Origin of the sequence: Paenibacillus sp. NRS-1760 (assembly GCF_050467785.1) — a bacterium.
Taxonomy (GTDB): domain Bacteria; phylum Bacillota; class Bacilli; order Paenibacillales; family Paenibacillaceae; genus Pristimantibacillus.
This window is the reverse complement of sequence record NZ_JBITPK010000020.1, coordinates 17,033-41,810: the sequence shown is the minus strand read 5'-3', so window position 1 is coordinate 41,810 and position 24,778 is coordinate 17,033. Positions and strand designations below refer to the sequence as shown.

Genomic DNA, 24,778 nt, shown 5'->3' with positions numbered 1-24,778 from the left:
TGGAGAATGTCAAAACCATATCGCCTTGCAGGATCGGCGTAACGAAAAAGAGAGCTGTTAGGCTCTCTTGGAATAATCATATTTATATGCTCTTTATTGGTTTCAATTGATTCGATTTCTTGCTTTCAGGTTTTACAACCATATACTTTAGTTTTTGCAGAACATTGTACGCGAAGTATGAGATAACAAACACAACTGGAGCAAAAAGAATTTCAAAAAGTACCATTTCTTTAACAGCGCTTAAGTTAAGTGTAGATAATCCAAAGTTAATCAAGCTTATAACTAACACATGCATCACATAAATTCCAAGTGATTGTGAGCCGATTTTAGATATTAATGCATTTTGACCTAGTGGCTTGTTATTTAAAACAAATAAGAATATTGAAATTGTTAGGAAGATAGTTGATATAAAATAACCGCTTGGAGAATCCAACATCCAAGATTCGGATATCTGCAGTGATAAGAATACAAAAATTAGAACCGCATATGTCCAATTACTTAATTTCAATTTAACAGCCTGGTAATACTTCGCTATAAAGAAACCTAATGAGGTATAAAATAATCCGAAAAACAATGTATCTTGCGTTGAGATAGGAATGCTAAAAGACCAAACGCCCGAGTATGCTTGACCAAAAAGGCCAACAAGATTGAGCAGCAAACTTATAACCAGTAATAGCTTTATTTGATTAAGCTTATGGAATAGGAATACTATAATTGTACTCCAAATTAATGCGGGCAAGAACCAGAGCTGATAACCGCTCGAAAAAGTGCCGTAATAAAAAATGTTCAGAACATTGAAACCTTCGTTAAAATAATTGATGATGCCCTGCTGTACATCTTTTCCGTTCTGTAAGTTTACTAGAGTTGAGATCAATAAGTCATACACCACATAAATCAGAAGCCAGCTGCCAAAGATTTTTGTAGTTTTCATAAGATACTTTTTAACGTATGACAATCCGTCAATATTGCTCTTCAATAATTTTTGTCCAACTAAGTAGCCAGAAGCAACAAAGAAAAATGGTACAGCAAACCGCGATATTGTGTTTAATATCAATCCTAGCTGAGTATCTACTGTTGTCGTATGAATTATTACAACTGCGAAAATTGCGAAAAACTTTATGTAGTCAATTGAATAAACCCTTTCCATAAGCTATCCCCAATCAATTCCATATTTTGTTCATTATAACATCCACAGTTGTTCTCTAACAAGAATGATTTTAAGCGAGCAGTGGGATTTGAACCCACCTCAGCAGCTTGTAAGGCTGCGGTACAACCTATACCCGCATAACAAAGAGCGGTAATTTATTACATGCGCCTACCGCCAATGCGCCATGCCCGGCTTGGGCCATCAAATGCACACCTTTAAAACTCCGGGGTATTCCCCTCTGTGTGCTGTTTTAGTTAAATAAGGCTTCGACCTAACATTCCCCCGCAGGCTGTGTCACCAGAACGAAGGTGCCTCCTCGTTATGATCTCGGCAGCCGACCGATCCTGCGGAGTTGACTTGTCGTAAAAAGAAACCGTCAGACGCCCCAAATTCGATTGTGAGGCACTTTGTGTTTTGGTTTCCACATACAAGCAGATAGACCAAACGTTTGTTCTCGTCGCAATTCTGAGCGTATGACGTTAGATAATGGATCACCTCCTGATAACCTTGCATCAACTACACTGTTATCGATTAGTGCCTTCACCTATTGGTGGCATTCACATGACAAGATATAGCACTTTTTACTCTAAAATTCCATATATGTACTATTTCTTGATATTACTTGAAGTTTTCAAAGAACAATCTATGTAAAGGCCGGCCATGCATGACCAGCTCGCTGCGGAGATCCGCGACCTTACCGGCTGCTGCCTTAGGTTTCGTCCGCGCCCGTTGCGGACTCATCAGGCGGTTATATACATTGCATTGAACTGTGTAGTATTTTATGATACAGTGCGGCGACTTCATTGCGACGTGCTATATCTTGATACTTGGGTTTACGATTAATTTCTAGCTCTAGTTGATCAAAAAAACGTTTTAATGCAAGTTCGATTAAATACTGTTCTCTTCCAGTAATCTCAATCGTTGTATTCTCCATTTCCTTTTCCTCCTCGGAAGCCCCGAAGGGCTTGAATTAATCAAGCAATCTCTCCAAACTAACTGAATATAGCTGCTTCAGTTTATCGAAGGCTTTAGTAGTCACCATGTAACTTTTTAATTCTGGGCGAGAAGATTCATTTTGAACTATCCCTCGCCCCTTGAGCTCAAGTGTTGTATAAAGGAAGTAGTGCTTACCGTAATAACTCAAACGCGCTTCAATCTGTGCTGTGACCTTTCGCTCTTTCATCTCAGGATAATAAGTGTGGACCCCTTTCGATATTCGTTCTGCAGGAAACTCGATAACCTTTGACATCATCTAACGCCTCCAATGCCTCACTGGGCTATTTTCTATTTCTTACTACTCTTACTAACGCAACGATGCTGAGAGCCAATGCTGCGCCTATTACGATCCATGTAATTACGTTCATCGAGATCCCTCCATTTATTTTAATCTTGCTATATGTTAAGATTGGGTGGAGAGGTCGCTACCACGACCTCTCCGAGGAACCTTACTTGCGTTTGCGGCGCTTGCGTGGGGTTCCTTTTTTGTTTTCCTTACGGCTTGTCCGGCTTATCATGATTGCCGTGTAACATTGTATGAGTGCCGTAAGAAGTAAAACCCAATCCTTCATTTGTTTCACCCTTTCCGAAAGCTAATCTTTAACTTTCTAAATATATTATAACATTACCTAAAGGTATTTGCAAACATTTTCTTTGACTTCGTGAAGAATAACTTCTATAATTAACATATAAGCTTTGTAAAGGAGAATGTGATATGGCTTTTTCATACAAGCCCTTATGGGTCAGATTAGTACAAGAGGAAATGACGAAGGAACAATTACGAGTTGAGTTGGGCCTATCCAGCGCAACGATTGCAAAGATGGGGAAAGGTGAACATGTGTCGATGGATGTGCTGGATAAGCTTTGCACACGATTTGAATGTCAGCCGAACGATATTATAGAGCACAAAAAAGAGCAGGAGGATTAAACCCTCACTGCTCTATTTTTTTAATTCTGCTACTTATCCACCATCAGTGAATCCTATTGTCCTATCAAGAGCCAATGCCGCGCTCTCCTGAGCTGTTGGCAGTAAATGAGAGTAGACATTCAATGTTGTACTCACTGTCGAATGTCCGAGCCTTTGAGATACTACCCGAACGTCCTCACGTTCATTCAGCATAATGCTTGCGCTTTGGTGCCTTAAGTCATGATAGGTTATTCTAGGCTCATGCTCCGGTTTAAACTTATCACACATCGTATACCACGCCGCCAAAACCTTTGATGCCCTTGCCGGCGTCCCCTTACTGGAGCATACAACAAGGTCGTTATCTTCATATCTCTCGCCCAGCTTTTTCTTCTCAGATTCCACAAAATCCCTATGCTCTTCTAAAAAGGAAACAGTCAATGGTGACAAACTGATAATTCGGACGCTGCTTTCATTCTTAACCCCTGTAAATGTAACCTTATCTTTACGCAAGCTTCTTCGAACTCGAATTTGCGCTCGCATAAAATCAATATCAGTCCATTGAAGGCCGAGAACCTCGCCTTGCCGCATACCCGTCATTATTGCAAGGAAAAAGGCAATCCAATACCTTGTTGTTTCTTTTCCGTTAGAAAGCACATGCTTTACTGATTCATTGCTCCATATTTGTCGTTCTTTGCGTTCTACCTTCGGCTTTTCATCCCTTGGTATTTTCGAAGCTGGATTACTTTGAATTATCTCCATTGTCACAGCCGAATTCAGGGAAGCACTTACTGTCGAATAAATTCTTTTTACAGCTTGATCCCCCAAATCTTTTTTTCTCAGATCGGCGATAAACTTTTTAATATCCAACGGTGTTAATTTTGATAAAGCGATCTTACCAAGTATAGGCTCGATATGATTAGTGAAATATGAATCGTACAGATCCTTAGTCGATCCAGCAATTCCATTCCCGTGTATTTCTTTGATTGGTCGGTTATCTAACCAATCTCTAAAATACTTTCCGTAGGACAACTTAGCAGGCTCGATATACGTTCCCTTATCTAATTCGGTAGACAAAGCTTCTCTAGCTTTTTTCGCCTCAGTGAAAGTCCTGAACCCTCGCTTAGTAACCCGTTCCCCATTAACCATGACTTGAAACCACCATGGCTTTCCGTTTTTCACGGTATCGTTATAATTTATTTTGTCCTTAGACTTCTTTTTGCTCTCCTCAGATACCTTAGCCAAGCAAGTCACCCCTTAAGTTTTGCTCATAGGTGTCATTATAGGCATTTTGCATCAAATTTGCATCAAAAATATTTAGACAACAAAAAAACCCTTTATTTATAAGGGTTTTCGGTCGGGTAGATTTACCCTTCAATGTTTGTCACCCCTCCTTGCGCGGGTTTTTATGGTTTAACAAGGTTAAGGGATACAGTCAACTTATACTATGAAGGGGCGATACCATTGGTGCTGTTATGAAGGGAAAATGGGCTCTGCTGCCCATTATATTTTTGCATGAATGATGAGCCGATGCGTGGGGTTTACTATGGGATCACAGGTGATCAAAGTCAGCAGCTTATCTTTATTGTTGTAATTTAGAACAGATACATCTGTCGGATCTACAATGGATACTTTATAAACGGTGTATGTGAAGCTTTCATCTTTTGTATCCACGACGATTTTATCTCCGACCTCAACTTCCCCAAGCCGATTAAACAGCCTTCCCTTAGAGCGCATCCGATGGCCGGCTATAGCTGCATTGCCGACTTTGCCTATTGCTGTTGTTTCCTTTAAGTGAGCTGTAGCCGATTTCATATTCTTCTGGGTGGCTCCCTCAACGACAGGCAGCTTAAGCTTTATTTTATCAATCTTAATCGTTGCAATGGGGGCAATCTTCTGTGCTTTTGGCGCCTCTGTAGGAGTTGCTTCTGGTGTAGCTGCTTCCGTCGGCGATTGAATCGGCGTCTCGGTCGCTGCGGATTGCTCGTTGAAGAGATCCGTCAATTGCTCATATTGCTGCTGCGCTTGCTGCTCTGCACTCACATCAAAGCTCGCCTCATCCCAAGTAGCCATCAGCTTATCCTGCTGACGGTTCTCGTACCATTCATTCGCTTTTGGATAGAGCAATATGAGAATACCTACAATCACTAATGCATAAGAGAGTATTCTTTTCATTTTTCCCCACCTTCCGCTAGCTGGCCTCAGTCTGTGGTCCTTTCGCCTCGAAAACCCATTTCTTGCTTCCGTAAAAGTTAAGCGCAACGGTTACCACCGTTACAATCAGCTTTGAGACGACCTCATTCAAACCCCACCACTCGTTCAAGGCCATAAGCAGCAATAAAGTAATACCTAGTATGATACCGTTCCATACGATGAATCTCATACCTCTATTTAGCTGCTGCGGGCTTGAAGCTTCATTTTCCCTCTTCCTAAATGTATATCGGCTATTTAGCACATAGCTATTAATCATTCCAGCTCCGTATGCAATCACCTGTGCAAGTAAATAATACGCACCAAACCAAATGAGAAGTGTAAACATCAGAAAATCGATTAACGTATTAAGAAGTCCAACTAAATTGAACTTTACAAATTGTGCGATGAATCCTCTAGCTGCTCGTTTTGATGTTGCGTTAGACATATTTTTTAACCCGATCTTGTTCAGCAGACTCTGAGGATTGATTGTCTTCTTTCGCAGGAAACCCTTGAGCTTCGCGAACGATGTATAGAGGGCGGTTTTTGGATTCTTCATAAATCCGGCCAATATATTCCCCGATTATGCCTAAAAGCATCAATATAATGCCGTTAAACAAAAGATTTACTGCCACAATGGAAGCCCAGCCAGCTATCGTGGTGCCCGTAAACAGCTTCTGGAATATAACGACTAACAAATACAAGAAGCTCGTAATTGATAATGTAAAGCCAACATAAGTGGCAATTTTCAAAGGTTTATAAGAGAAGGAGGTTATTCCGTCAATGGCAAAAGAAATCATTTTTTTCAGCGGATATTTGGTTTCGCCTGCAAAACGTTCTTCCCGTTCATATTCGACCATCGTCTGACGGAAACCGATCCAGCTTACCAAGCCGCGAACGAACCGATTTTTTTCCTTCAAGCCGCGCAGCACATCGCATACCTTCCGGTCGATCAATCGGAAATCCCCCGTATCTACGGGAATATCCACATTCGTTAAGCTGCGCAGCGTGCGATAAAACAGCTTAGCGGTTATTTTCTTGAACATCGTCTCGCCTTTGCGCTTAAGACGTTTGCCATAAACAACCTCAAAGCCTTCCTTCCATTTGGCGATCATATCGATAATGACCTCAGGAGGATCTTGTAGATCAGCATCAATGACGACGATCGCATCACCCTGCGCATAATCCATCCCCGCTGAAATCGCGATTTGATGACCAAAATTACGTGAAAAATTAATCATTCGGACATTTGGATCGAAATCGCAGATCATGGAAATTAATTCGACCGTACGATCTTTACTTCCATCGTTGACGAAAATAAGCTCATAACACTCGTTCGTGCTGTCCATGACCAGCTTCAGCCGCTCGTACGTATGCTCGATAACCTCTTCTTCGTTGTACATAGGAACGATAATACTGTATTTTACAGCCGATTGTTTCATCCAGATACCCCTTTCTTCAAGCAAAAACGCCTTCGGCTTCCTTAGACGCTGAAGTAGCCTTGACGGTGAAATATAAGATAAGTATGAGAAAACGATATACTTTCTTATATTTTAAAATAACCAGCTTGGGAACCAGCGCAGAACATGCTCTACATACCAGGTCTTTACAGTCATACCGGATAGCGCAGGATAGTACATCACAAATAACAATATCGCTACTGCCACAAAAACATTTCGAATCAGCTTAAAGTTTGGCCGTTTCTCTTCGATTATTTTAAACATATAGACCAAGCTCAGAATAATGAACGGCACCATTGCAAAATAGTGATAAAGGAACGTAAGCCTTGTTACAAGCATCCAAGGCACATACTGTGCTAGAAACGCAATCCATATCGTATACATCGCTTTATCTTTCCGTTTGATACTCATCCATATCGTCGCTGCCATCGCAAAAATGCCTGCCCACCAAATAAGCGGATTGCCCATCGCTACAATTGTGGATTTCATACCTGCTGCCATATTGTCGCCTGAGTAATACCATACCGGCCTCTTCATGAACGGCCACTCCCACCATGAGGATGAGAATGGATGCGTTGATACCAGCTTGCTGTGATAGCTGAACATATGCTTCTGGTAATCAACTAGACTTTTTAAGGTATATCCTTCATCCATTACAGTCAGCACGGGAATGTAGGATAACGCATAAATCGCAAGCGGTATAACGATATAAAATACGAGACATACAGCAAGCGTTATGATCGTATAACGAGGAAATACGTTTATAATATGCTGCAGCTTGTCTTGGCTAAAGCCAGACTCTCTTTTGTTCTCTTTCAGAACTCGCTTGGCAGCTGCATACTCCTTATAACGATCAAATAAAGATAAACCGAGCATAATAGCTAAGCCTGCGCCCCCATAGAGCACAATCCATTTGGAAGCTACACCGATTCCAAAAAAGAGACTGGCTAAAAACAACGGCAGCAAAGTAACACTCAGCTTTACCCTGTAGAAGCTTAAGGAATAATATTTGTGCATGAAATAAAACATCAGCATAATGAAAAACACGCCGTAAACGTCAATCGTTGCAATTCTAGTCTGCGTAAAATGCATAAAATCTGCTGCTAGCAAGGCAGTCGCCACACCCGCATAAACAGTCGTTTTAAACAGCCTTCTCGCGAATACATACATTAACGGCAGCATTGCAATGCCAAACAGCGTACCAGCAATGCGCCAGCCAAACGGATTAAGCCCAAACAGCTTAATACCGATCGCAATTATAATTTTGCCAAGCGGTGGATGTGTATTCTCGTAAGCTACAATATGCTCCATATGCTCATAAGCAGTACGGGCATGATAAATTTCATCAAAATAAGATCCGTTCATATAAGTCGCTTCATATTTCGCGCGCTGCTGTTCATCAAAGAGCAAAGGTACGCTGCCTCGTTTGGCATCCTTCGCCTGCTCATCATTTATTCCAACGATTGATAACGGTATTTTGTTACCTTGCTCGTAAATAGCCATCTCATGCATGGAGAAGCCTGTTTGAACCGTCGTAAGCTTCACATACCGAGCTGCGAGCGCCGCTGGCTGACTGTTCCAAGTAAATACAGCAACATGGCTGCTGTCGACTTCCATGAGATTGTCCCAGTCGGTCCCATTTTGACTAAATTCATATTTGTATTTTCCTGTTCCAACTCCGCCAAAGCTGTTGATGCGATCAAGCTGCTTAACCTCGCCCAAATCAACGTAAAAGCTTTGACCAACGGTCGAAGGCTGCCATGCGGTTGTCGGCCCCTTCATCTCGCCAAGCTGGAATAGCGCGACGACCGCATAAATTAGCGTAATCGCACCCATCCATATCCAATCCTTGCGCACGAGTCGTTCATTCTCTTGCTTCACTCGTGAGATCGCTTCAGCTTTGAAAGCTGTTAGTGTCTTGTGATCCGACTGCTTGCGTTCTTCCTCCAGCAGCGGGGCGATAGGCTTCAACCTTCCGCGTGCATAATTATCATATCCGATATATAACAAGTAAAGCATCAATCCAACATTTGCTAACGAGCACAATAGAACAATTCCATTAAAAGGCACGTTCGTGCTCACTTTGCTGTAGTCAAGCACATAAGCAATATTGATGAAACTCGTCAAACTAAATCCGAAATACACCATCAACATCCTGCGATCGAGCGATTGTATAAAAGCAAAGATTCCAAGCAGCATTACTGGAAACAGATAACGCTCATGCATCTTCGTTACACCCAAAAATACGACAACGATAAGCACCATCGCTATAAAATAAGAGCGCTTTGACGATTCCTTGTCTCGCTTTAACAGTGCAAAAAAAGCGGAGATCGCTACGGCTGCAAAAATGAAGATATTCCCCCATGTTTTGAACGAAAACAGCAGCCACGTATCCGTAATCGGCTTCCAATTGGCATCGCTTAACGCATAGAAGTTGAATGCATTTAGCGTCGCGTACGGATAAGAAGACAAGGTTCCTGAATACAGCTTAATGAGGCCCGACAAGCCGCTGTTGCCCCAGAAGAAAGGCAAAGCGAGCAATATAAACGTAGTGAAGCCATAAAATGCGCTGACTGGAATCTTCTTCCAATCTTTGCGATATACGAACCACAACAGCAGCACCGGCATGAATATAAATGCCTGCGGCTTAATAAGCGCTGCAATAGCAAACAAAACCGAAGCGCGCTCTATTTTATTTTCGACCAGTCCATGAATAGCCAGCACGAGTGCCAGCGCAAATATTGAATCCACTTGCCCCCATGCGGCAGAATCCACAATAATAGCTGGATTGAATAAGAAAAGAAGCGCTAATCCTAACGCTATCGAATAGCCAGCTTTCTTCTTGCCTATTTGGACAATGAAATAAGCAGCAGCCAAATCGGCTAAAATCGCCGGGAGCTTAAATAGAAGCAATGCCGCATTTGATCCTGAATCTAGCGACAGCATATCTTTTATTAAACCTAATACATACAGAATATAAATATAGCCGGGAGGGTAATCTACAAACATTCCCGAATGGTAAAATCCAGAAAGCCCCTGCTTCGCAGCTTGGTCAGCCCAAGCCATAAACAAAGCGATATCATTCGCATAACCACTGCTTGAAACAGCAATCCAGAGCCGCAAAATTAGTGCCCCAAGGAACACGAATACAAGAATGATTTTATGTAAATGTTGTTTCTCGTCAAGCCAGCTTCGCTCTCGAAACAGCTTCTTATAGATAAGTGCAAAAAACAAGGTGAACAGTGCACCAAACAAAATAAGTGGAAGGACTGAGCCGCCCGAAGTCGATGTTTCAGTTCCTTGGCTTGTCTCCGTAGGGACTAAGCTGAACACCTCTGCACCGGATGGCGCCTTAGATACTTTCTCTACACTGACGTCATCAAAATAAGCTTTTCCGGTATTAATACTCCCGTATCCGCCTAAACTAGCGCTGAACGTAATACTCTTCTGGTCCTGGCCCGTCTTCGCATAAAACTCAACATACGCCCATTTTCCATTTGTATCCTTCACTTCAGGATAAGTTACTGCTACGCCTTCAACGAAAAATAGAGCTCCTGTTGCATCCAAGCCTACTTGTTCCGTCTTCACGTACCCAGAAAATTTATATGTTGTGTTTGGTTTTACTTTTATCGTCTGTGTCCACCGCGAGTGATTAGCTTGCTTGTTCTCAAGCACGGCTGAATAAGTTCCTGTATGCGCTTCGGTATTATCAATCGTATACGAAGTAATTTGCTCTTCCTTCAAATACGCATCATGCGTCCAATCTGAAGGCGCTCCCTCCGCAACATTTTCAAAACCGGCATTGTTAAGTAGATTGCTTGCTGCGTTTGATACTGCCGCTGGCCATAGAAGGGTTAGGAGAAGGATGGTTATTGTAGCGCGACTAAACATATTCATCATCGTTCCGATTTCCACCTCATATTTGGAATAAAGTTGTCCATTTTATAATGAAATACAACTTAACTCTATGTGATATTAACCTCATGGTCAATGAAAAAGTGAAATTTCCACCGCTTTTTTAGCACGACGGAAAAGTCGACAGCGATAATAAAAAAGCATCCCTAATGGGATGCGCGAAATGCCACAATGGAATGCATGTTCTTCTGCATGGATGCACTCTCGATTCAGCTTGAGGCTGGAGGCAGCATACCACCCTTTCCATCGGCTATGCCTACGATTTCTGAAGGTTTTCTTATATCCGCGACTACGATATCGTTTTTCTCGCCGATCATGCCTCCCGCCACATAGCTTTTGCCTTCTATGACTCTTGTTCCAGCGATATGCCTCATAAAATATTCCGTATTCAACATCGCATCAATGACATAAGAAAACGCAATGCGCACATCGAGCCGAATAATGGTTATCGCTAATCGCCTAGCTGTTGCGATCGCAGCCTCCTTAACCGTTCCGATGCCGCTGTCCACAATATGCGCATGCTTAGCTAGGGTTGTGACCGCAGCCTCGTCTATAACAGGGAACCCCTGCGTAAAGCCTATAAGAATATCAGCATTTTTGACGGATTCCGCGATGTTGTTCTCATTGTATATCAGCCCGGTGCTGTACCTTGGAAGAATGGCATTCAAAGCTTGCGCAATGATTGCCCCCTGCTGATCTCTCCTGCTGGTGTAAACGTCAGCACCTCGCTCGGCGAGCGTTAACGCAAGCTTTGAGCCTAAGTTTCCCGCGCCAATAATAGAAACCTTCTTCTGTTTCAGCTCAGGAACCAGCTCGTTGATTAGAAGATCGCATGCCAGCGAGGTAATATCGTTTCCTTTATAGGCTTTTATCTCACTCTGCAGCACACACGCTTTGGCGACAGTCAGAAAATCACCCGCTTCCGCGTTTTTAGCTTCGGCGTCAATGAAAATGTAGTCGACCTTACCATCGGCGTATTCACAAATAGCCTTTACATGCTCACGCTCTGCAACAATATAGAAACAGGCTACAAAAGTCTGCGATTCTCTGGCAGGTCCAATGATAAACGTCGGGTTGTTATGCCTCGCGGTTGATCCGATGATGGCAAGCGCAATCGATTGCTTTCATGTGCTTTTTTTACACAATCATCAATTTCCCGCATGAAAAGCAGTAACTCCGCTGCGTAGAGAATGACAGCTGCCGCCACCGCTTTAAACACCCTAATGAGTTCGTGCACGCCTGCATATTTCCATAAGGTTTTGTAAGACTTGCTGATGACAAGGAAGAAGTAGCTTGTAATGATAAAAAGTCCAGCAACTGCCACATCAGTAACCGATAATGATTGAGGCAGAAGCTCGCCATAAATCAAATATAAAGCAAACATCCAGCTTCCGAGGAGCAGCAAGCTGTCGATGATGGATAAGACCAGCATCCTTTTTCTAAATGTCATACGTCCACTCCGCTGGTCGTCTCTATTTGTACTTCCACTAAAGTAAGCTCCGTTAAAGCGGCTATGCTGTAGCTTGTTGTCGACTCCATTTCCAAGCAATCCCCGGGAGCCACGTTTAGCGGTTTACCATCCACAATCGCTACGCCTTTGCCGGCTTGAACAGTCCATATAACCCTTCGAGAGGACAATGGATCCGGAACATAATGCTCTCCTGTATGAACTACAATTTTTTTCACAAGCGTCTCTCGGTTGTCTTCCAGCTTAAACACGTCCAAAAGGCGATACCAGCCCCAGCGAAGCTCCTCGTACATCAATCGCTGATCGATAGGCTGCATCATTTCCTTAATGCGGGGACTCGCAGATTTATCGGATACGAGGATGCCATTCGGACTTGCTGCAACAACGATATTCGATAAACCAAGCACCGTCACCAAAATATCCAATTCATTAAGCACATGCGTATTGTACGAATCGTCGCTTATAAGACCCTGCCCGATCACATTCGTATCCATTTCCTCCGTCAGCGTGTTCCAAGTGCCGAGGTCCTTCCACTCATTTTCATAGGCGATGGCTCTGAGCTGCTTCGCTTTTTCCAACACTTCATAATCAAAGCTGTTTTTCGGCAGCGCAGCATATTGGCGGGATAATTGTTGATAGGAGGTTGGGTAATTCCGATCGCGTAGAAGCGAGAGCAAATAATCAAGTTTGAAGGCAAACACGCCGCAATTCCATAGTGCGCCATTTTCTATTAGATCCTTGGCAATCAGCACTGGCGGCTTCTCGACAAAACTTGTAATCACGATGCTATTATAAGTTTGTGATGCGAGATTCATAGGAGACGGAATCATATAGCCATATTTCTCAGAAGGATAAGTCGGACGTGATCCAATTAAGGCAACCTCCGCATCCGTTCCTCTCAAAACCTGCTCTAATTCCTTGATCTTTTCGAAAAAATCAGCATTTACATAGGGGTCTACAGGCAGCACGCATACGATCTCGTCCTTAGATGCCTTCACGATTGAATTCAAATAAGCGGAAACCAAAGCAATAGCCGGAAAGGTATCTCTTCTCTCCGGTTCCACGATGATCGGAACTTGGTTGCCAATCTGGCTTCTAATCAAATCCACCTGAGAGGAGCATGTGGCGATATAGGATGAAGCCTCAAGGCCAGCCTCTTGCAGCTGTCTCCACACCCGTTGAACCATCGATTCTCGTTCGCCGTTCTCCCCTTTGAGCACCTTTAAAAATTGCTTCGTTCGCGAGCCGTTCGAGAGCGGCCATAATCGTTTACCGGAGCCTCCCGAGAGCAAAATTATTTTCATTAGCCTCGCGCTCCTTTTAGTACATTCATATCCTGCATAACCATTTCTTTAACAAGCGCTTGAACATCATATTTAGGTTTCCACCCTAATTGTTTCTTTGCCTTCTCAGGACTTCCGAGCAGCAGCTCAACCTCGGTAGGCCGATAATATTTGGCATCCACGGCAACAACCTCCTTGCCGACCGGAAGCGAATAGGCTGGATTATGGCATGCCTTTACATAGGCCACTTCGTCTTCCTTTTCACCTTTAAATGCTATTTCCACACCGATCTCGGCAAAAGCAAGGCGAACAAACTCTCTAACCTCTGTCGTGTATCCTGTTGCTATGACAAAGTCTTCCGGCTCGCTCTGCTGAAGAATCAGCCACATCGCCTCGACGTAATCTCTTGCGTGTCCCCAGTCTCGCTGCGCATTTAAATTTCCTAAGTAAACCTTGTCTTGCAGTCCATGCGCTATACGGGCTACAGCTTTCGTTATTTTGCGTGAAACGAATGTTTCTCCTCGCAAAGGACTTTCATGATTAAAGAGAATACCGTTGGACGCGAACATGCCGTAGGCCTCGCGGTAGTTTACTGTGATCCAATAGGCATACAACTTGGCAACTGCATAAGGACTGCGGGGATAAAACGGTGTTTTCTCGTGCTGCGGAATTTGTTGGACAAGCCCGTAAAGCTCAGATGTGGAGGCTTGATAAATTTTTGTTTTTTGCGTAAGCCCGAGCAGTCGTACAGCTTCCAGTATGCGCAGCGTTCCGATGCCATCTGCGTTGGCTGTATACTCTGGCGTATCAAAGCTGACATGAACATGGCTCATCGCTGCCAAGTTGTAAATTTCATCCGGTTTCACCTGTTCAATAATTCGCACTATGTTTAAAGAATCCGTTAGGTCTCCATAATGAAGAAAAAATCTTTGTTCATTAATGCTGGAATCATTCAACAAATGGTCGATTCTTCCGGTATTCGGCAGAGAGCTTCTTCTCTGCAATCCGTGTACAATATATCCCTTATCTAACAGCAATTCAGCTAGATATGCGCCGTCTTGTCCCGTAATCCCTGTTACAAAAGCAATCTTCAAAGCATCTGCCCCTTCCCTATCATCCCAATTAGTAACATAGTATGTCTCTCAAACGAATTGGTATGGACGTAATGGAAGCTTCTCAAACTCAATTCTATAAATAGGCAAAGACATGCTCACATTAAGAGCCGATTACATAATCTGATAAGTAGAATTATATATTCAGGTTAAATAGGAAAGGTCGGAGGCTGATAATGAGTCAATTGAAAGGGAAAAAAATTATGGTCACCGGAGGCTCCGGCTTCTTAGGCTCGCATGTCGTCGAGCTGCTTGCTAAATACGATGCAGCGGACGTTATTGTACCGAGGAGCCGGCAATATGATTTAACTAGCCAGGCCGCATGTTTGTCCGTCATTCAAGACTATAAACCGGATATCGTCATTCATTTGGCCGCAAAAGTAGGCGGGATTGGAGCCAATCGCGCAAATCCAGGTTCTTTCTTCTATGACAACCTGTCGATGGGCATCCACCTCGCAGAGGCATCGCGCCTCCATGGCGTCGAAAAGTTTGTAGCCTGCGGAACGATTTGCTCTTACCCCAAATTTGCCAATGTTCCATTCAAGGAAGAAGAGCTATGGGACGGCTATCCTGAAGAGACAAACGCACCTTATGGCTTAGCCAAAAAAATGCTGCTCGTTCAGTCTCAAGCTTATCGCAAGCAATACGGCTTTAATTCCATCTTCCTTCTACCCGTTAATCTGTATGGTCCAAGAGATAACTTTGATCTGGAAACCTCGCATGTCATTCCTGCGCTTATTCGCAAATGCTTAGAGGCGAAAGAACAGAATGCTGATTACATTGAGGTTTGGGGCACAGGAATTGCAACAAGAGAGTTTTTATATGTGGAGGACGCTGCAACAGCTATTCTGCAAGCCGCAGAGCAGTTTAATGGCGAAGAGCCTGTCAATATTGGCACAGGCCGCGAAATCTCGATTAAAGAGCTCGTTCATTTAATTGCAGAGAAAACAGGCTATACCGGAAATATACGATGGGATGCAAGCAGACCCGACGGGCAGCTGCGAAGATGCCTTGACACATCCAAAGCAGAGCAGCTATTCTCCTTCAAGGCACAGACAGATCTGCCGGAAGGGTTAGAGAAAACCGTCAAATGGTATATCGATCAGCAATAAATACGGTCATAAAAACAAAAGCCACAGCGACTATCCCTAGTCGCTGTGGCTTTTGTTTTTATGATGCCCGCTTCTTTCCTTTTATTGCGCTCCCTTTTTTCCGTGGCTGGACACTCCCCTTACGCTTGCTCCGGCTGACAGCTCTCCTGCTCGATGCGCCTTTACTACTTTTTTTTCTTCGCATGGCGGTTGTTTTTTTTCCTAACCTTTTACGTCCGTTTCTTCTTAACGGCTTCGTTCTCCCTATGCTTGAAGCTGGTTTGGCAACTGGCAGATTAGCCTGATAATAGCTTGAAACCTCAGCAAAATACGAATTCAACACATTTTCAAGGCTCTGCTGGGAATAATGGTTCGTTTCGATATTTTTTGCCCGAAGCTTATCGAACCAGCTTGTCACCCCTTGAACAAAACCGTCTGTTGCCTGCAAACGTCTCTCGCATACGTCCATATGAAGATTAAGCTCATCCTCCGTAGGCAGGAGCCCCATCTGAATCAGCTGATTGAATACAATTTTTTTCCCGATCATTTGTTGTTCCGCATTATGCTTCGCGCCTATTTGCTCACTATGAATGCGGTAATGAAGCAGTACATCAGGTATATTCGTGATACGGGTTAATTGCGCCATTCTCGACCACAGCTCATAATCCTCCGTATGAGGGCTTTGATAGTCATAGTAAAGCGAATAGCTCTTAACAACGGAGCTCCGCATCATGACCGTTGGATGATTTAGAGAGCAATAAAACAAAAGCCCTGCCTTAATGTCCTCATGGTCGGTTGGATGCTTAACCCAAATATCGGTATGCATATATTTCATCGCTGTGCCGCAAAGGCCTATATCCGGGTATTGATTCATAAGCTCAACCTGCCTAGCCAAACGATCAGGAAAAGCAAAATCATCACAATCCATTCTAGCAATATATTCGCCTTGAGCAAGAACAAGCCCCTTGTTTAGCGTGAAAATAAGTCCGTAGTTTGATCCATTGCTAAAGAAACGGATTCTTGTATCCGAGTAAGAGGCAATGATTGCGGCGCTCTGATCATTGGAGCCGTCATCAATAATTAAAAACTCAAAATCTTGAAATGTCTGATTTAAAATGCTTTCGATTGCTTCGCGCAAAAACAATTCACCGTTATAAACCGGCATCAAAACCGTTACCTTTGGCACCTTCCCGCCTCCTTCTACACACTCACTACTATACAATGAATGATAGATGCAGATGGTTTGGACAAAAGCCTTAGGGCATCTTCATCGTTCTTTCAACAATGTCGCTGTTTCAGTATAATCTCGGATGATTCGCTCGTATTTGCTGAACAATCATCGCATGCTTCTGTCCCGCATCATAGGACAACGAATGGCCATGACGCCGATATAATAACAAGGCTTCATGAATGGCAGTCCCACGCCAGCCCCTCTCGCATAACGAAATCCAGAAATCCCAATCCTCATAGCCGTGTATCATCGCTTCATTGTAACCGCCTACTGATAACCAAGCACTTTTGCGAACAAGCGACGTGACACAAACAATATTTTCAGAAAGCAAGCGGTTAAAATCAAATTCAGGCGGAATCCAAACCCACGATTGATCGCCGAAATACTCCAACCCGACAGTTGCGAACCCAACCTCCGGTCTCGCTTCTAATATGCGGTAAGCCTTCTCTATTAAAGTAGGCTGTATTTTGTCGTCCGCATCAAGGGGCAATATATATTTCCCTCTTGCTTCGCGTATGCCAACATTTCGTCCATACGGCAGACCGATATTCGTCTGAACATGAATGACTCTCGTTTTTGGCCGCTGAAGGCGTTGAAGCACATCGATTGTGTACGGGTCGGTAGAGCCGTTATTTACGACAATAATTTCAATTTCTTGAAAGGTCGAGTTTAAGCAAGAATCTACGGCTTCCTCCACATATTGGCCGTAATTGTAACAGGGAATGACGATGCTTACGATTGGCGTGAGCTCAAGATCTTGACCAAGTCGCCTGCGTAGCATTCTCCTAACCTCCCATTCGTCTCGCAGCCAGCTGAGCCATAGCTTATCCAAGCGGTTCTCGTGAAACAACTCTGGATGGTTACTCACAATTTGTTTACTGAGCAGATCATGCTTGGAACCATCCGAATCGGCGCTTAATACACGATAAGCCAGCGGGGCGTCATTTACGGCTATACTGATCCAGCCCTTTTTCGAAAGCGAAATCCAAAAGTCCCAATCCTCATAACCATCCGTCATCCCCTCGTTATAGCCGCCAGCTTCAAGCCAAGCCTGCTTCCGAAAGAGAGCGCTTATGCATATAATATTTTCAGCTAACAAGCGGCCAAAATGAAAGACCGGCGGCTCCCAGCTATAATGAACAGCCCCGAAAGTATGATAGCCTGGCGAAGCAATGCCTGCCATTGGATTTTGCTCAAGCAGGCGAATCGCCTTCTCAAGAAAGCTGTTATGGAGCAAATCATTTGCATTCAGCGATACGATGAAGTCGCCCTGCGCTGCCTTAATCCCCGCATTCCTCGCAGCCGGGAGTCCACTGTTCCTCTCATAAATGACTCTCGTCTTTGGTTTATTTAAACTAGTTAATAGATCGATCGTCGCTGGCTCTGTTGATCCATAATCCACGACGATTACTTCAATCTCCGAATTGGAAGAAGCTAAGCAGGAATCGATGGTTTGTTCAATAAATCTACCCTCATCAAAGCACGGGATTACTATGCTGACCTTCACATTCATCGGGCAAGCTCCTTTCATTCTGGTGTAACTTTCCTGTCTGGCAGCATAAAGTAATGATACATATCCTTTGTCACCGGCAAGCTATATTTCACCGTCAACAGCGAAAGAATCGACTGGTCGTAACGATGATCGATAAATTCCGGGAAGTTCGGCAGGCCGCTGCTATTTTCAGCATTTGAAATCACTTTATAATCTTGGCAATAAAACAGCCATTCTTCTAATAGGCTTCTGCTTTTCTCATTATTGTAAAACATAAAAAATCCAGCCCAGACCTGCTCTGCTTCCCAATAACTCGAGCTGTCGCACTGCATAAGCACGAAGCTGTCTCTTTTGGTCCAGCTTTTATTTAAATAGTAGGCTGTTTTAAAAAAAGCAAATCCGCCGTTATCGGCGCAGTGGGCAAATAGCGGATACAATGGACTGGTGAACCGCGTGTCCGCATCCGAATACAGCACCAGCGCTCCTTCTTCCATTTTCGATAAAGAGTCCAGTAAAATATACGGCTTCCAGCACCATAGGCCAAAGCCTATCTCATGCTGCAAAATTGCTGCATTCTTACGAGCAAAAGCCGTTCCTTCGAGATCGCTTGGATGATATGAAATGACACGATCAACGCCGAATTGCAGCGCAGTCGCGTTTAGTCTATCTTGATAGGATTGAAATTCTGGCGATGCAAAACTTACTAAATAAATCATTCATGACCACTTCCTTCTAACCTATGATCCATCAACGCGAGTTCGATGAATCCATGCAAAATCTTTGTTTGTACTCGGCGTCCATCTTGCATAAAAAATATTCGTATTTCGCTCCATCACCTCCTGGAACATCCTGCTCATCCCTGTATCGTAATGGGCCATTGTCAAAGAACGGTTCTCTACATCGGACATCATGCAATACACTTTATAGCCGTAATGCTTAGCCCGAAAGCAAATATCCATGTCGTCTTGATACAAAGGCGCGTAGCATTCATCTAAGTATCCATACTGCTCCATAAATGATTTTCTAATGACGAGCGGTCCCCGCATGCAAGCATCCACTTCAAAAACACGGTTTTTCAAATTCGAATCTGCTTTCTCATCCTGCCTCCAATACACCTCGTTTGCAGAACACGAGATTTGCCCAGGTCCGCTAAGCGTCGTTCCTCTCGGGTAAAAGTTAACGCCGGATAAACAGCCGACAATAGCACAACTCGTATTTTTGTCCATAAACTGTACAACCTCGTAAAAGATATTTTTATCGTAAATATAATTGTCATCCTGCAGAATGACGCAATAAGCACCAGATGATTTTTTTAAGCCGATGTTGTTCGTTTTAATCTCAAAAATGTTAGGCGTCGTTTCATAAGCAATACTGTAATCCACTTGAACGGTCTGAAAAAATTGCTTCACCACGTATTCGCTTTGATCGTAGCAGCCATCAAAAATAATTCGGAGTTCAGCATTTTTATATTCGCTCACAGCACGGTGCAGCTCCGCTATTAGGGGAACAATCGTAGCTTCTTTATTGAAAACTGGCAGCGTAATGCTTATTTTCGGATATAGATTCCCGTTCAGGCAATCCTTAATCGTCTTGTCCAGTACCTGCTTATAAGGAAGGTGATATTCCTTTACATATTCAATCGTCTTCTTTTTCCAGTCCACAATCTCTTGATCACTCAGCTGAAGCGTGCGCTGCAGCAGCTGTTTTTGCTGCAAATGATCCAATGGGTCGAATACTCCGATGGGTGAAAAATCGATGCCGGACTGCGCGGTTACAAGCGGTATAGCGCCGTGGATTAGTCCCTGTAAAATCGAAGAATCATATTGGCCTAACGAGGGGTAAACGATAAAATCAGTGTTCGAGAGCAGCTCTGCGCTCTGAGCTTCATTAAGCTCATCACCGTGAACAGACAGCTTATCGCCGAGCACAGCTTTTAATTGCAGCAGCCTATTGTTGAAAAACCTATTTGCAGGCTGCCCCACAACATGCAGCTCCAAATTTTGACTCGCGATGTCTGAACTCGAAAAGAGTAGAAAGACAGCTTCAAAACCACTGCTTAATCCGAGTTTTGGAGCGATATACGTGTACACTCTTCTTTGCCCCGTTTTTACATTTTCCGAAGATGGCAACGTATTGGGTTGATCTAAAGCAGCAATCCCGCCTAACAACATTTTTATTTTCCATTTTGGCAGTCCGCGTTTGATGTAAGAATTGTAGGTTTCAATATTTCCAATTCCGATAATGAAATCAGCTTGATTGATAGACTGTTCCAGCTCGTCAACATTCGGTGCAGCAGTCTCATGGAAAACATCATCTGGCAGGTTATGGCCAGCCTTTAATCTAGACGTGCTGTGGTTGATTTCTTGGGGGTGCAGCCCTGTCGTTATCAATATACTTTTCTTTATATGGCATAGCCCTTTTATACGCGAGAGATGATAGGAGCCGCCGACATACAGATCGTAGCTTTGACCTTGCAGTATCCGCACATCAAAATATGAGGCATTGAACAGCGTAACTGCGCCTATTGGAGCGAGTAAATCATGGAGCGCAGCGGTGAGTTGACCGGCTGCCTTACTGCCCGCAGCTGCCTCATCCGCCTCATAACAAAGCAAGATTCTCATCTTAATTTACCCTCCTCATTTTTAACAGCAATCTATTCTCATTCCTATTGCTGCTGCTCTATTAATCTTTTAATTCCCTCCTCTAGTGTTATTTTTGGCTTCCACTTCGGCACGGCTACCCCCTTGTTCCATGGAATCATAATTTCTCGCGGATGGTAGGGTCGTCCTCCCCAATTCACCTGTAATGGTACATCCATTATTTTTTCGATAATGCCCGCTAACTCCTTTAGTGGAATGGGCTGCTGTGAAGATACGGAATAAACCTCGTTCTTAACTGCCTCTTCATTTAGCAGCTGCTGGGCTGCGAGCATATAAGCTTCAACAACATCATCAATGTGTACAATATCAATCAGCTGCTCTCCAGGTGACATCGCGAGCGGTTTTTGTTCCTTCCCTGCCTTCAGCAGCAACGAAATGATTTTGGATCTCGTATCGTTTGGACCGTAATTATCGAACAGCTCCAGTGTAATTACACGTAACGGCGACGACTCACAATAATAAGCTAAAATATCCGTAAACGCTTGTTTCGAGGCATCATACAGCGATTTTGGGCTATAAAGCTTATTGTCAAAATGCTGTGAGAAGGTTCCCGTATTAATGAATGCATAAACATGCTGCGACAACATCGCCTCCACTAGCTGCGTACCGAAAATAATATTGCTTGTCAGCATCTCTTCTACCTGTCTTGGCGCATACGTAACTGTGGCGAATGATGCTAAATGAATAACAAGATCGGGCTTTGCAGACTCGACAATTGCGAACATACTGTCAATCGTCCCATCATGCCGATGTATGATGATAGCACCCTGGACATCCTCCAATTGCTTAAGGCTCGACTCATTTCTAGCGATAATGTGCACCTTCCACCCTTCCGCCAAAAGCTTCCGAACGAGGTGTGAGCCAATAAAACCCGTGGCTCCGGTGACTAAAGCTGTTAAGGCTGTACGGGAATTTTTTTCTATCATCGATGTCCCCCCTCAGCTTGTTTTCCCGGCATATTCATTCCATTGCTTCAAACAAACCTGCCGAATATCTTCGTTGCCTTGATAGGCAAGCGTCCACTCAACCACCTTATCCAGCGCCTGATCAAGGGTCCATCTTGGTTTCCAGCCTAAGCGTCGCTGCGCCTTCGAGCAGTCCAGCTTCAGCTCATGGGCTTCATGCGGGTGCTTGCCTATATCCGTATGCACCACTACGCCGCCCCATTTCACACCAAGTATTTCAACAATCTGGCCTACCGGCCTTGCATCCTCATCGCGAGGACCGAAATTCCAGCCTTCCGCATACTCTGATCCGTTCGCATAAAGTTTCTCTGCAAGCAGCAAATATCCGCTTAAAGGCTCAAGTACATGCTGCCAAGGTCTTATCGCATGCGGGTTTCTAATGCTCACCGCACTGCCGTCCATGAAGGCACGAACCATATCTGGAACTAATCGATTCTGAGCAAAGTCTCCGCCCCCGATGACATTGCCCGCTCTTGCCGTTGCAATGCCGACACCGTGAACCTTCTCATCCTTGCTATGAAAGAAGGAATTGCGATAAGAGGCTGTAACAAGCTCCGAGCAAGCTTTGCTGTTTGAATATGGATCATAACCGCCCAGCCTATCGCTCTCCCTGTAGCCCCATGCCCATTCTTGATTTTCATACACTTTATCTGTCGTTACATTAACAACCGCCTTAATGCCCGCTCCACTCTCCACAGCAAGCTTTACCGCATCAAGCAGATTAACCGTACCCATGACGTTGACTTCAAAAGTATAAGCAGGCGTTTCGTAGGAGGGCTTAACCAGAGCTTGAGCTGCCATATGAATAACGATATCAGGCTCAGCAGCTAACAAAACCTTGCTCAGCCTTGCTGAATCTCTAATATCACCGGTAACGGACTGAATCATCGCATCGATATTGCAAAGCTCATATAAATTAGGCTGCTGCTGCGGTGCTAGCGCATAACCAGTCACCTTGGCGCCCATCGCTGCCAGCCACAAGCAAAGCCAGCTGCCTTTAAAGCCGGTGTGTCCAGTAATGAACACTTTTTTATTGCGCCAAAAGCTTGGATTCATCATGGACACTCCTTTATTTTTTCCAAAGCGCTTTTTCTGATTTCCATAAACCTTCTAAATAGTTTTTATCTCTAAGCGTATCCAGCGGCTGAAAGAACCCCTCATGCTTATAAGCCATAAGCTGTCCATCATTAGCTATCTTCTGCATGCAGTCCATCTCCAGATTTGTATGATCGCCTTCAATATAATCAAGCAGCTGCGGTTCCATTACGAAAAAACCTGAATTAATCCAGCTCCCGTCGCCTTTTGGTTTCTCCATAAAATCAATAACCTTGTTGCTGTCCTTTATATCGAGAGCGCCAAATCTGCCGCTTGGCTGCGTAGCCGTTACTGTAGCCAGCTTGTTATGAGAGCAGTGAAAAGCTGACAGCTTGCCAATATCGATGTCCGAAACCCCGTCGCCGTACGTCAGCATAAATGTTTTGTTTCCTAAATACGGCTGAACTCGCTTTAGCCTGCCGCCCGTCATCGTTTCTTTGCCTGTGTCGACCAACGTGATTTTCCAAGGTTCAATGGAAGATTCATGAATTGTCATTTCGTTTCGATTCGATAAATCAAAGGTCACATCCGAGCAATGGAATACAGGCGCTTCACGCCTATCGATTGCCCGTACCATGCCAAATTATCGACATAGAATACATTGAACGAGGTTTCTTGAAAATAAGGAGGGATAACGCTTGTCTCAAACCGTTGTCAAACGAAAACCAGCTTCGAATAAGCGGATGAAACGACAAAGTAAAAAAATAAATCGCACGTCCGCAAATACGCGTCGCAGAGCTTCTCGCAAGGGGAAGATGCTGCTGCGGTCAAATCGAATAAACAAACGAGCAAGAGGATGGAAACGCGGCATCCTCGCCCGTAAAGTACCAGCTGCTCCAATAGCTCCTACTGCTCCTGCTTCTTCTCTTGTTGAACAGCCAAGCGACGGAGGGGCAGCGCCTATTTTAATACCGCTGACGGGTATTATTTTCAGCAAGGATCGAGCCCTCCAGCTGGATGCAGCCCTGCGATCGCTTTACTTGCATGCCCTCGATATTTCCAATTTTCACATGAAGGTCCTTTACAAGACATCGAGCGATTTTTATGAATCACAATATGAACGACTCAAAAACGAATACCCGTTGGTACAATTTATTAAAGAGGAGCAATTCAAAGAGCAGGTTATCGCTTCGATGGAACCCTATACCTATGTTCTATTCATCGTGGATGATTGCTTGTTCGTTCGCGATTTCACGCTGCAGTCCGTCATGAACACATTAGCTGCGCACAACGATTTGATTGGCTTTTCCTTAAGACTGGGACCAAACATTCGTTACTGCTACACGATGAGTGCTGAACAGTCTATTCCATGGCATCACATTATCGAGTATGGCTATCGCAAGTTTGACTGGACATCGGCGCAGTATGAATTCGGCTATCCGATTGAAGTTTCCAGCTCGGTATACCGCACAACTCATCTTCTTCCTCATCTGAGAAACTTGGATTTCTCCAACCCCAATACGCTTGAAGGATGTATGGCAGGACGTGCGCAGGAGCTGTCTGAGGGGCGCCAGTTTCTAGCATGCAGCGAAGTATCCTTAGCGTTTTGCAACCCGCTCAACGTCGTTCAGAATGTCTATGCCAACCGCGCAGGAAGCAATAAGGAATACTCGCCGCAAGAGCTTGCTTTGCTATTTGAGAACGGTGATCGTATAAACGTAAACAAATATGCAAACTATATTCCAGCCGCATGCCACGAGCAGGTAGACATCTTTTAATAGCTGTTCCTATCATTCATCCACAAAAAAAACGTAAGCAGCTCGGAAAAA

22 protein-coding genes and 1 tRNA gene are annotated in these 24,778 nt (G+C 44.0%); 3 read left to right on the top strand and 20 right to left on the bottom strand.

Annotation, left to right across the window (positions count from 1 at the left end; translation table 11 throughout):
* Nucleotides 1–82 precede the first annotated feature (82 nt).
* The 4 genes from ACIFSR_RS26955 to ACIFSR_RS26940 all read right to left on the bottom strand — a co-directional run bounded on the left by ACIFSR_RS26955 (nt 83) and on the right by ACIFSR_RS26940 (nt 2,399).
* Nucleotides 83–1,147, bottom strand: coding sequence for an acyltransferase (locus ACIFSR_RS26955; RefSeq protein ID WP_430061264.1), 1,065 nt, complete (start codon nt 1,145–1,147; stop codon nt 83–85).
* Nucleotides 1,148–1,220: 73 nt separating this feature from the next.
* Nucleotides 1,221–1,284: transfer RNA gene (locus ACIFSR_RS26950), tRNA-OTHER, on the bottom strand.
* A 611-nt stretch (nt 1,285–1,895) separates the two neighbouring features.
* On the bottom strand, nt 1,896–2,081 hold the full coding sequence (locus tag ACIFSR_RS26945) for a hypothetical protein (RefSeq protein WP_430061262.1): 186 nt from the start codon (nt 2,079–2,081) through the stop codon (nt 1,896–1,898).
* Between the two features lie 36 nt (nt 2,082–2,117).
* Nucleotides 2,118–2,399 carry a hypothetical protein gene (locus ACIFSR_RS26940; protein WP_430061260.1) on the bottom strand — a complete coding sequence of 94 codons (282 nt, stop codon included), beginning with the start codon at nt 2,397–2,399 and terminating at the stop codon, nt 2,118–2,120.
* Nucleotides 2,400–2,858: 459 nt separating this feature from the next.
* Between ACIFSR_RS26940 and ACIFSR_RS26935 the strand changes: the two genes are divergently transcribed.
* The gene (locus ACIFSR_RS26935; RefSeq protein WP_430061258.1) at nt 2,859–3,071 is read left to right on the top strand and encodes a helix-turn-helix domain-containing protein; all 213 of its coding nucleotides are present in this window, start codon (nt 2,859–2,861) and stop codon (nt 3,069–3,071) included.
* Between the two features lie 33 nt (nt 3,072–3,104).
* On the opposite strand, the gene ACIFSR_RS26930 is transcribed toward ACIFSR_RS26935, so the two are convergent.
* The 9 genes from ACIFSR_RS26930 to gmd all read right to left on the bottom strand — a co-directional run bounded on the left by ACIFSR_RS26930 (nt 3,105) and on the right by gmd (nt 14,457).
* The gene (locus ACIFSR_RS26930; protein WP_430061256.1) at nt 3,105–4,292 is read right to left on the bottom strand and encodes a tyrosine-type recombinase/integrase; all 1,188 of its coding nucleotides are present in this window, start codon (nt 4,290–4,292) and stop codon (nt 3,105–3,107) included.
* Nucleotides 4,293–4,550: 258 nt separating this feature from the next.
* Nucleotides 4,551–5,222 carry a class D sortase gene (locus ACIFSR_RS26925; RefSeq protein ID WP_430061254.1) on the bottom strand — a complete coding sequence of 224 codons (672 nt, stop codon included), beginning with the start codon at nt 5,220–5,222 and terminating at the stop codon, nt 4,551–4,553.
* A 16-nt stretch (nt 5,223–5,238) separates the two neighbouring features.
* Nucleotides 5,239–5,685, bottom strand: a complete 447-nt coding sequence (locus tag ACIFSR_RS26920) for a GtrA family protein (RefSeq protein WP_339204032.1) — start codon at nt 5,683–5,685, stop codon at nt 5,239–5,241.
* A complete protein-coding gene (locus ACIFSR_RS26915) occupies nt 5,678–6,679 on the bottom strand; it encodes a glycosyltransferase family 2 protein (protein WP_430061252.1) in 1,002 nt (333 codons plus the stop codon). The genes ACIFSR_RS26920 and ACIFSR_RS26915 overlap by 8 nt, the downstream gene beginning before the upstream one ends.
* Before the next feature lie 111 nt (nt 6,680–6,790).
* Nucleotides 6,791–10,597, bottom strand: a complete 3,807-nt coding sequence (locus ACIFSR_RS26910; protein WP_430061250.1) for a phospholipid carrier-dependent glycosyltransferase — start codon at nt 10,595–10,597, stop codon at nt 6,791–6,793.
* A gap of 224 nt (nt 10,598–10,821) precedes the next feature.
* Nucleotides 10,822–11,499, bottom strand: coding sequence for an NAD(P)-binding domain-containing protein (locus ACIFSR_RS26905; RefSeq protein ID WP_430061248.1), 678 nt, complete (start codon nt 11,497–11,499; stop codon nt 10,822–10,824).
* A gap of 140 nt (nt 11,500–11,639) precedes the next feature.
* Nucleotides 11,640–12,062, bottom strand: coding sequence for a hypothetical protein (locus tag ACIFSR_RS26900; RefSeq protein WP_430061246.1), 423 nt, complete (start codon nt 12,060–12,062; stop codon nt 11,640–11,642).
* On the bottom strand, nt 12,059–13,384 hold the full coding sequence (locus ACIFSR_RS26895) for a sugar phosphate nucleotidyltransferase (RefSeq protein WP_430061244.1): 1,326 nt from the start codon (nt 13,382–13,384) through the stop codon (nt 12,059–12,061). The genes ACIFSR_RS26900 and ACIFSR_RS26895 overlap by 4 nt, the downstream gene beginning before the upstream one ends.
* Nucleotides 13,384–14,457, bottom strand: a complete 1,074-nt coding sequence (gmd, locus tag ACIFSR_RS26890; RefSeq protein WP_430061242.1) for a GDP-mannose 4,6-dehydratase — start codon at nt 14,455–14,457, stop codon at nt 13,384–13,386. Before gmd ends, ACIFSR_RS26895 begins: the two co-directional genes overlap by 1 nt.
* Nucleotides 14,458–14,651: 194 nt before the next feature.
* Between gmd and ACIFSR_RS26885 the strand changes: the two genes are divergently transcribed.
* Complete coding sequence (locus tag ACIFSR_RS26885; protein WP_339204039.1) at nt 14,652–15,587, top strand: GDP-L-fucose synthase family protein; 936 nt, start codon at nt 14,652–14,654, stop codon at nt 15,585–15,587.
* Nucleotides 15,588–15,645: 58 nt separating this feature from the next.
* Here the strand turns inward: ACIFSR_RS26885 and ACIFSR_RS26880 are convergent, their stop codons facing one another.
* The 7 genes from ACIFSR_RS26880 to ACIFSR_RS26850 all read right to left on the bottom strand — a co-directional run bounded on the left by ACIFSR_RS26880 (nt 15,646) and on the right by ACIFSR_RS26850 (nt 23,586).
* Nucleotides 15,646–16,752, bottom strand: coding sequence for a glycosyltransferase family 2 protein (locus tag ACIFSR_RS26880; protein WP_339204040.1), 1,107 nt, complete (start codon nt 16,750–16,752; stop codon nt 15,646–15,648).
* Nucleotides 16,753–16,861: 109 nt separating this feature from the next.
* Nucleotides 16,862–18,310, bottom strand: a complete 1,449-nt coding sequence (locus tag ACIFSR_RS26875) for a glycosyltransferase family 2 protein (RefSeq protein ID WP_430061239.1) — start codon at nt 18,308–18,310, stop codon at nt 16,862–16,864.
* 14 nt (nt 18,311–18,324) lie between these two features.
* Complete coding sequence (locus tag ACIFSR_RS26870) at nt 18,325–19,005, bottom strand: hypothetical protein (RefSeq protein WP_430061237.1); 681 nt, start codon at nt 19,003–19,005, stop codon at nt 18,325–18,327.
* 21 nt (nt 19,006–19,026) lie between these two features.
* Entirely contained in the window at nt 19,027–20,910 is a 1,884-nt protein-coding gene (locus ACIFSR_RS26865) for a glycosyltransferase family 2 protein (protein WP_430061235.1), read from the bottom strand.
* Between the two features lie 44 nt (nt 20,911–20,954).
* The gene (locus ACIFSR_RS26860) at nt 20,955–21,875 is read right to left on the bottom strand and encodes an NAD-dependent epimerase/dehydratase family protein (protein ID WP_430061233.1); all 921 of its coding nucleotides are present in this window, start codon (nt 21,873–21,875) and stop codon (nt 20,955–20,957) included.
* Between the two features lie 12 nt (nt 21,876–21,887).
* Nucleotides 21,888–22,973, bottom strand: a complete 1,086-nt coding sequence (gene rfbG / locus ACIFSR_RS26855; protein ID WP_430061231.1) for a CDP-glucose 4,6-dehydratase — start codon at nt 22,971–22,973, stop codon at nt 21,888–21,890.
* Nucleotides 22,974–22,983: 10 nt separating this feature from the next.
* Entirely contained in the window at nt 22,984–23,586 is a 603-nt protein-coding gene (locus ACIFSR_RS26850) for a sugar phosphate nucleotidyltransferase (RefSeq protein WP_430061229.1), read from the bottom strand.
* A gap of 61 nt (nt 23,587–23,647) precedes the next feature.
* Here ACIFSR_RS26850 and ACIFSR_RS26845 point away from each other — a divergent pair, with 61 nt between their 5' ends.
* Entirely contained in the window at nt 23,648–24,727 is a 1,080-nt protein-coding gene (locus ACIFSR_RS26845; RefSeq protein ID WP_430061227.1) for a hypothetical protein, read from the top strand.
* The last annotated feature ends 51 nt before the right edge of the window (nt 24,728–24,778 follow it).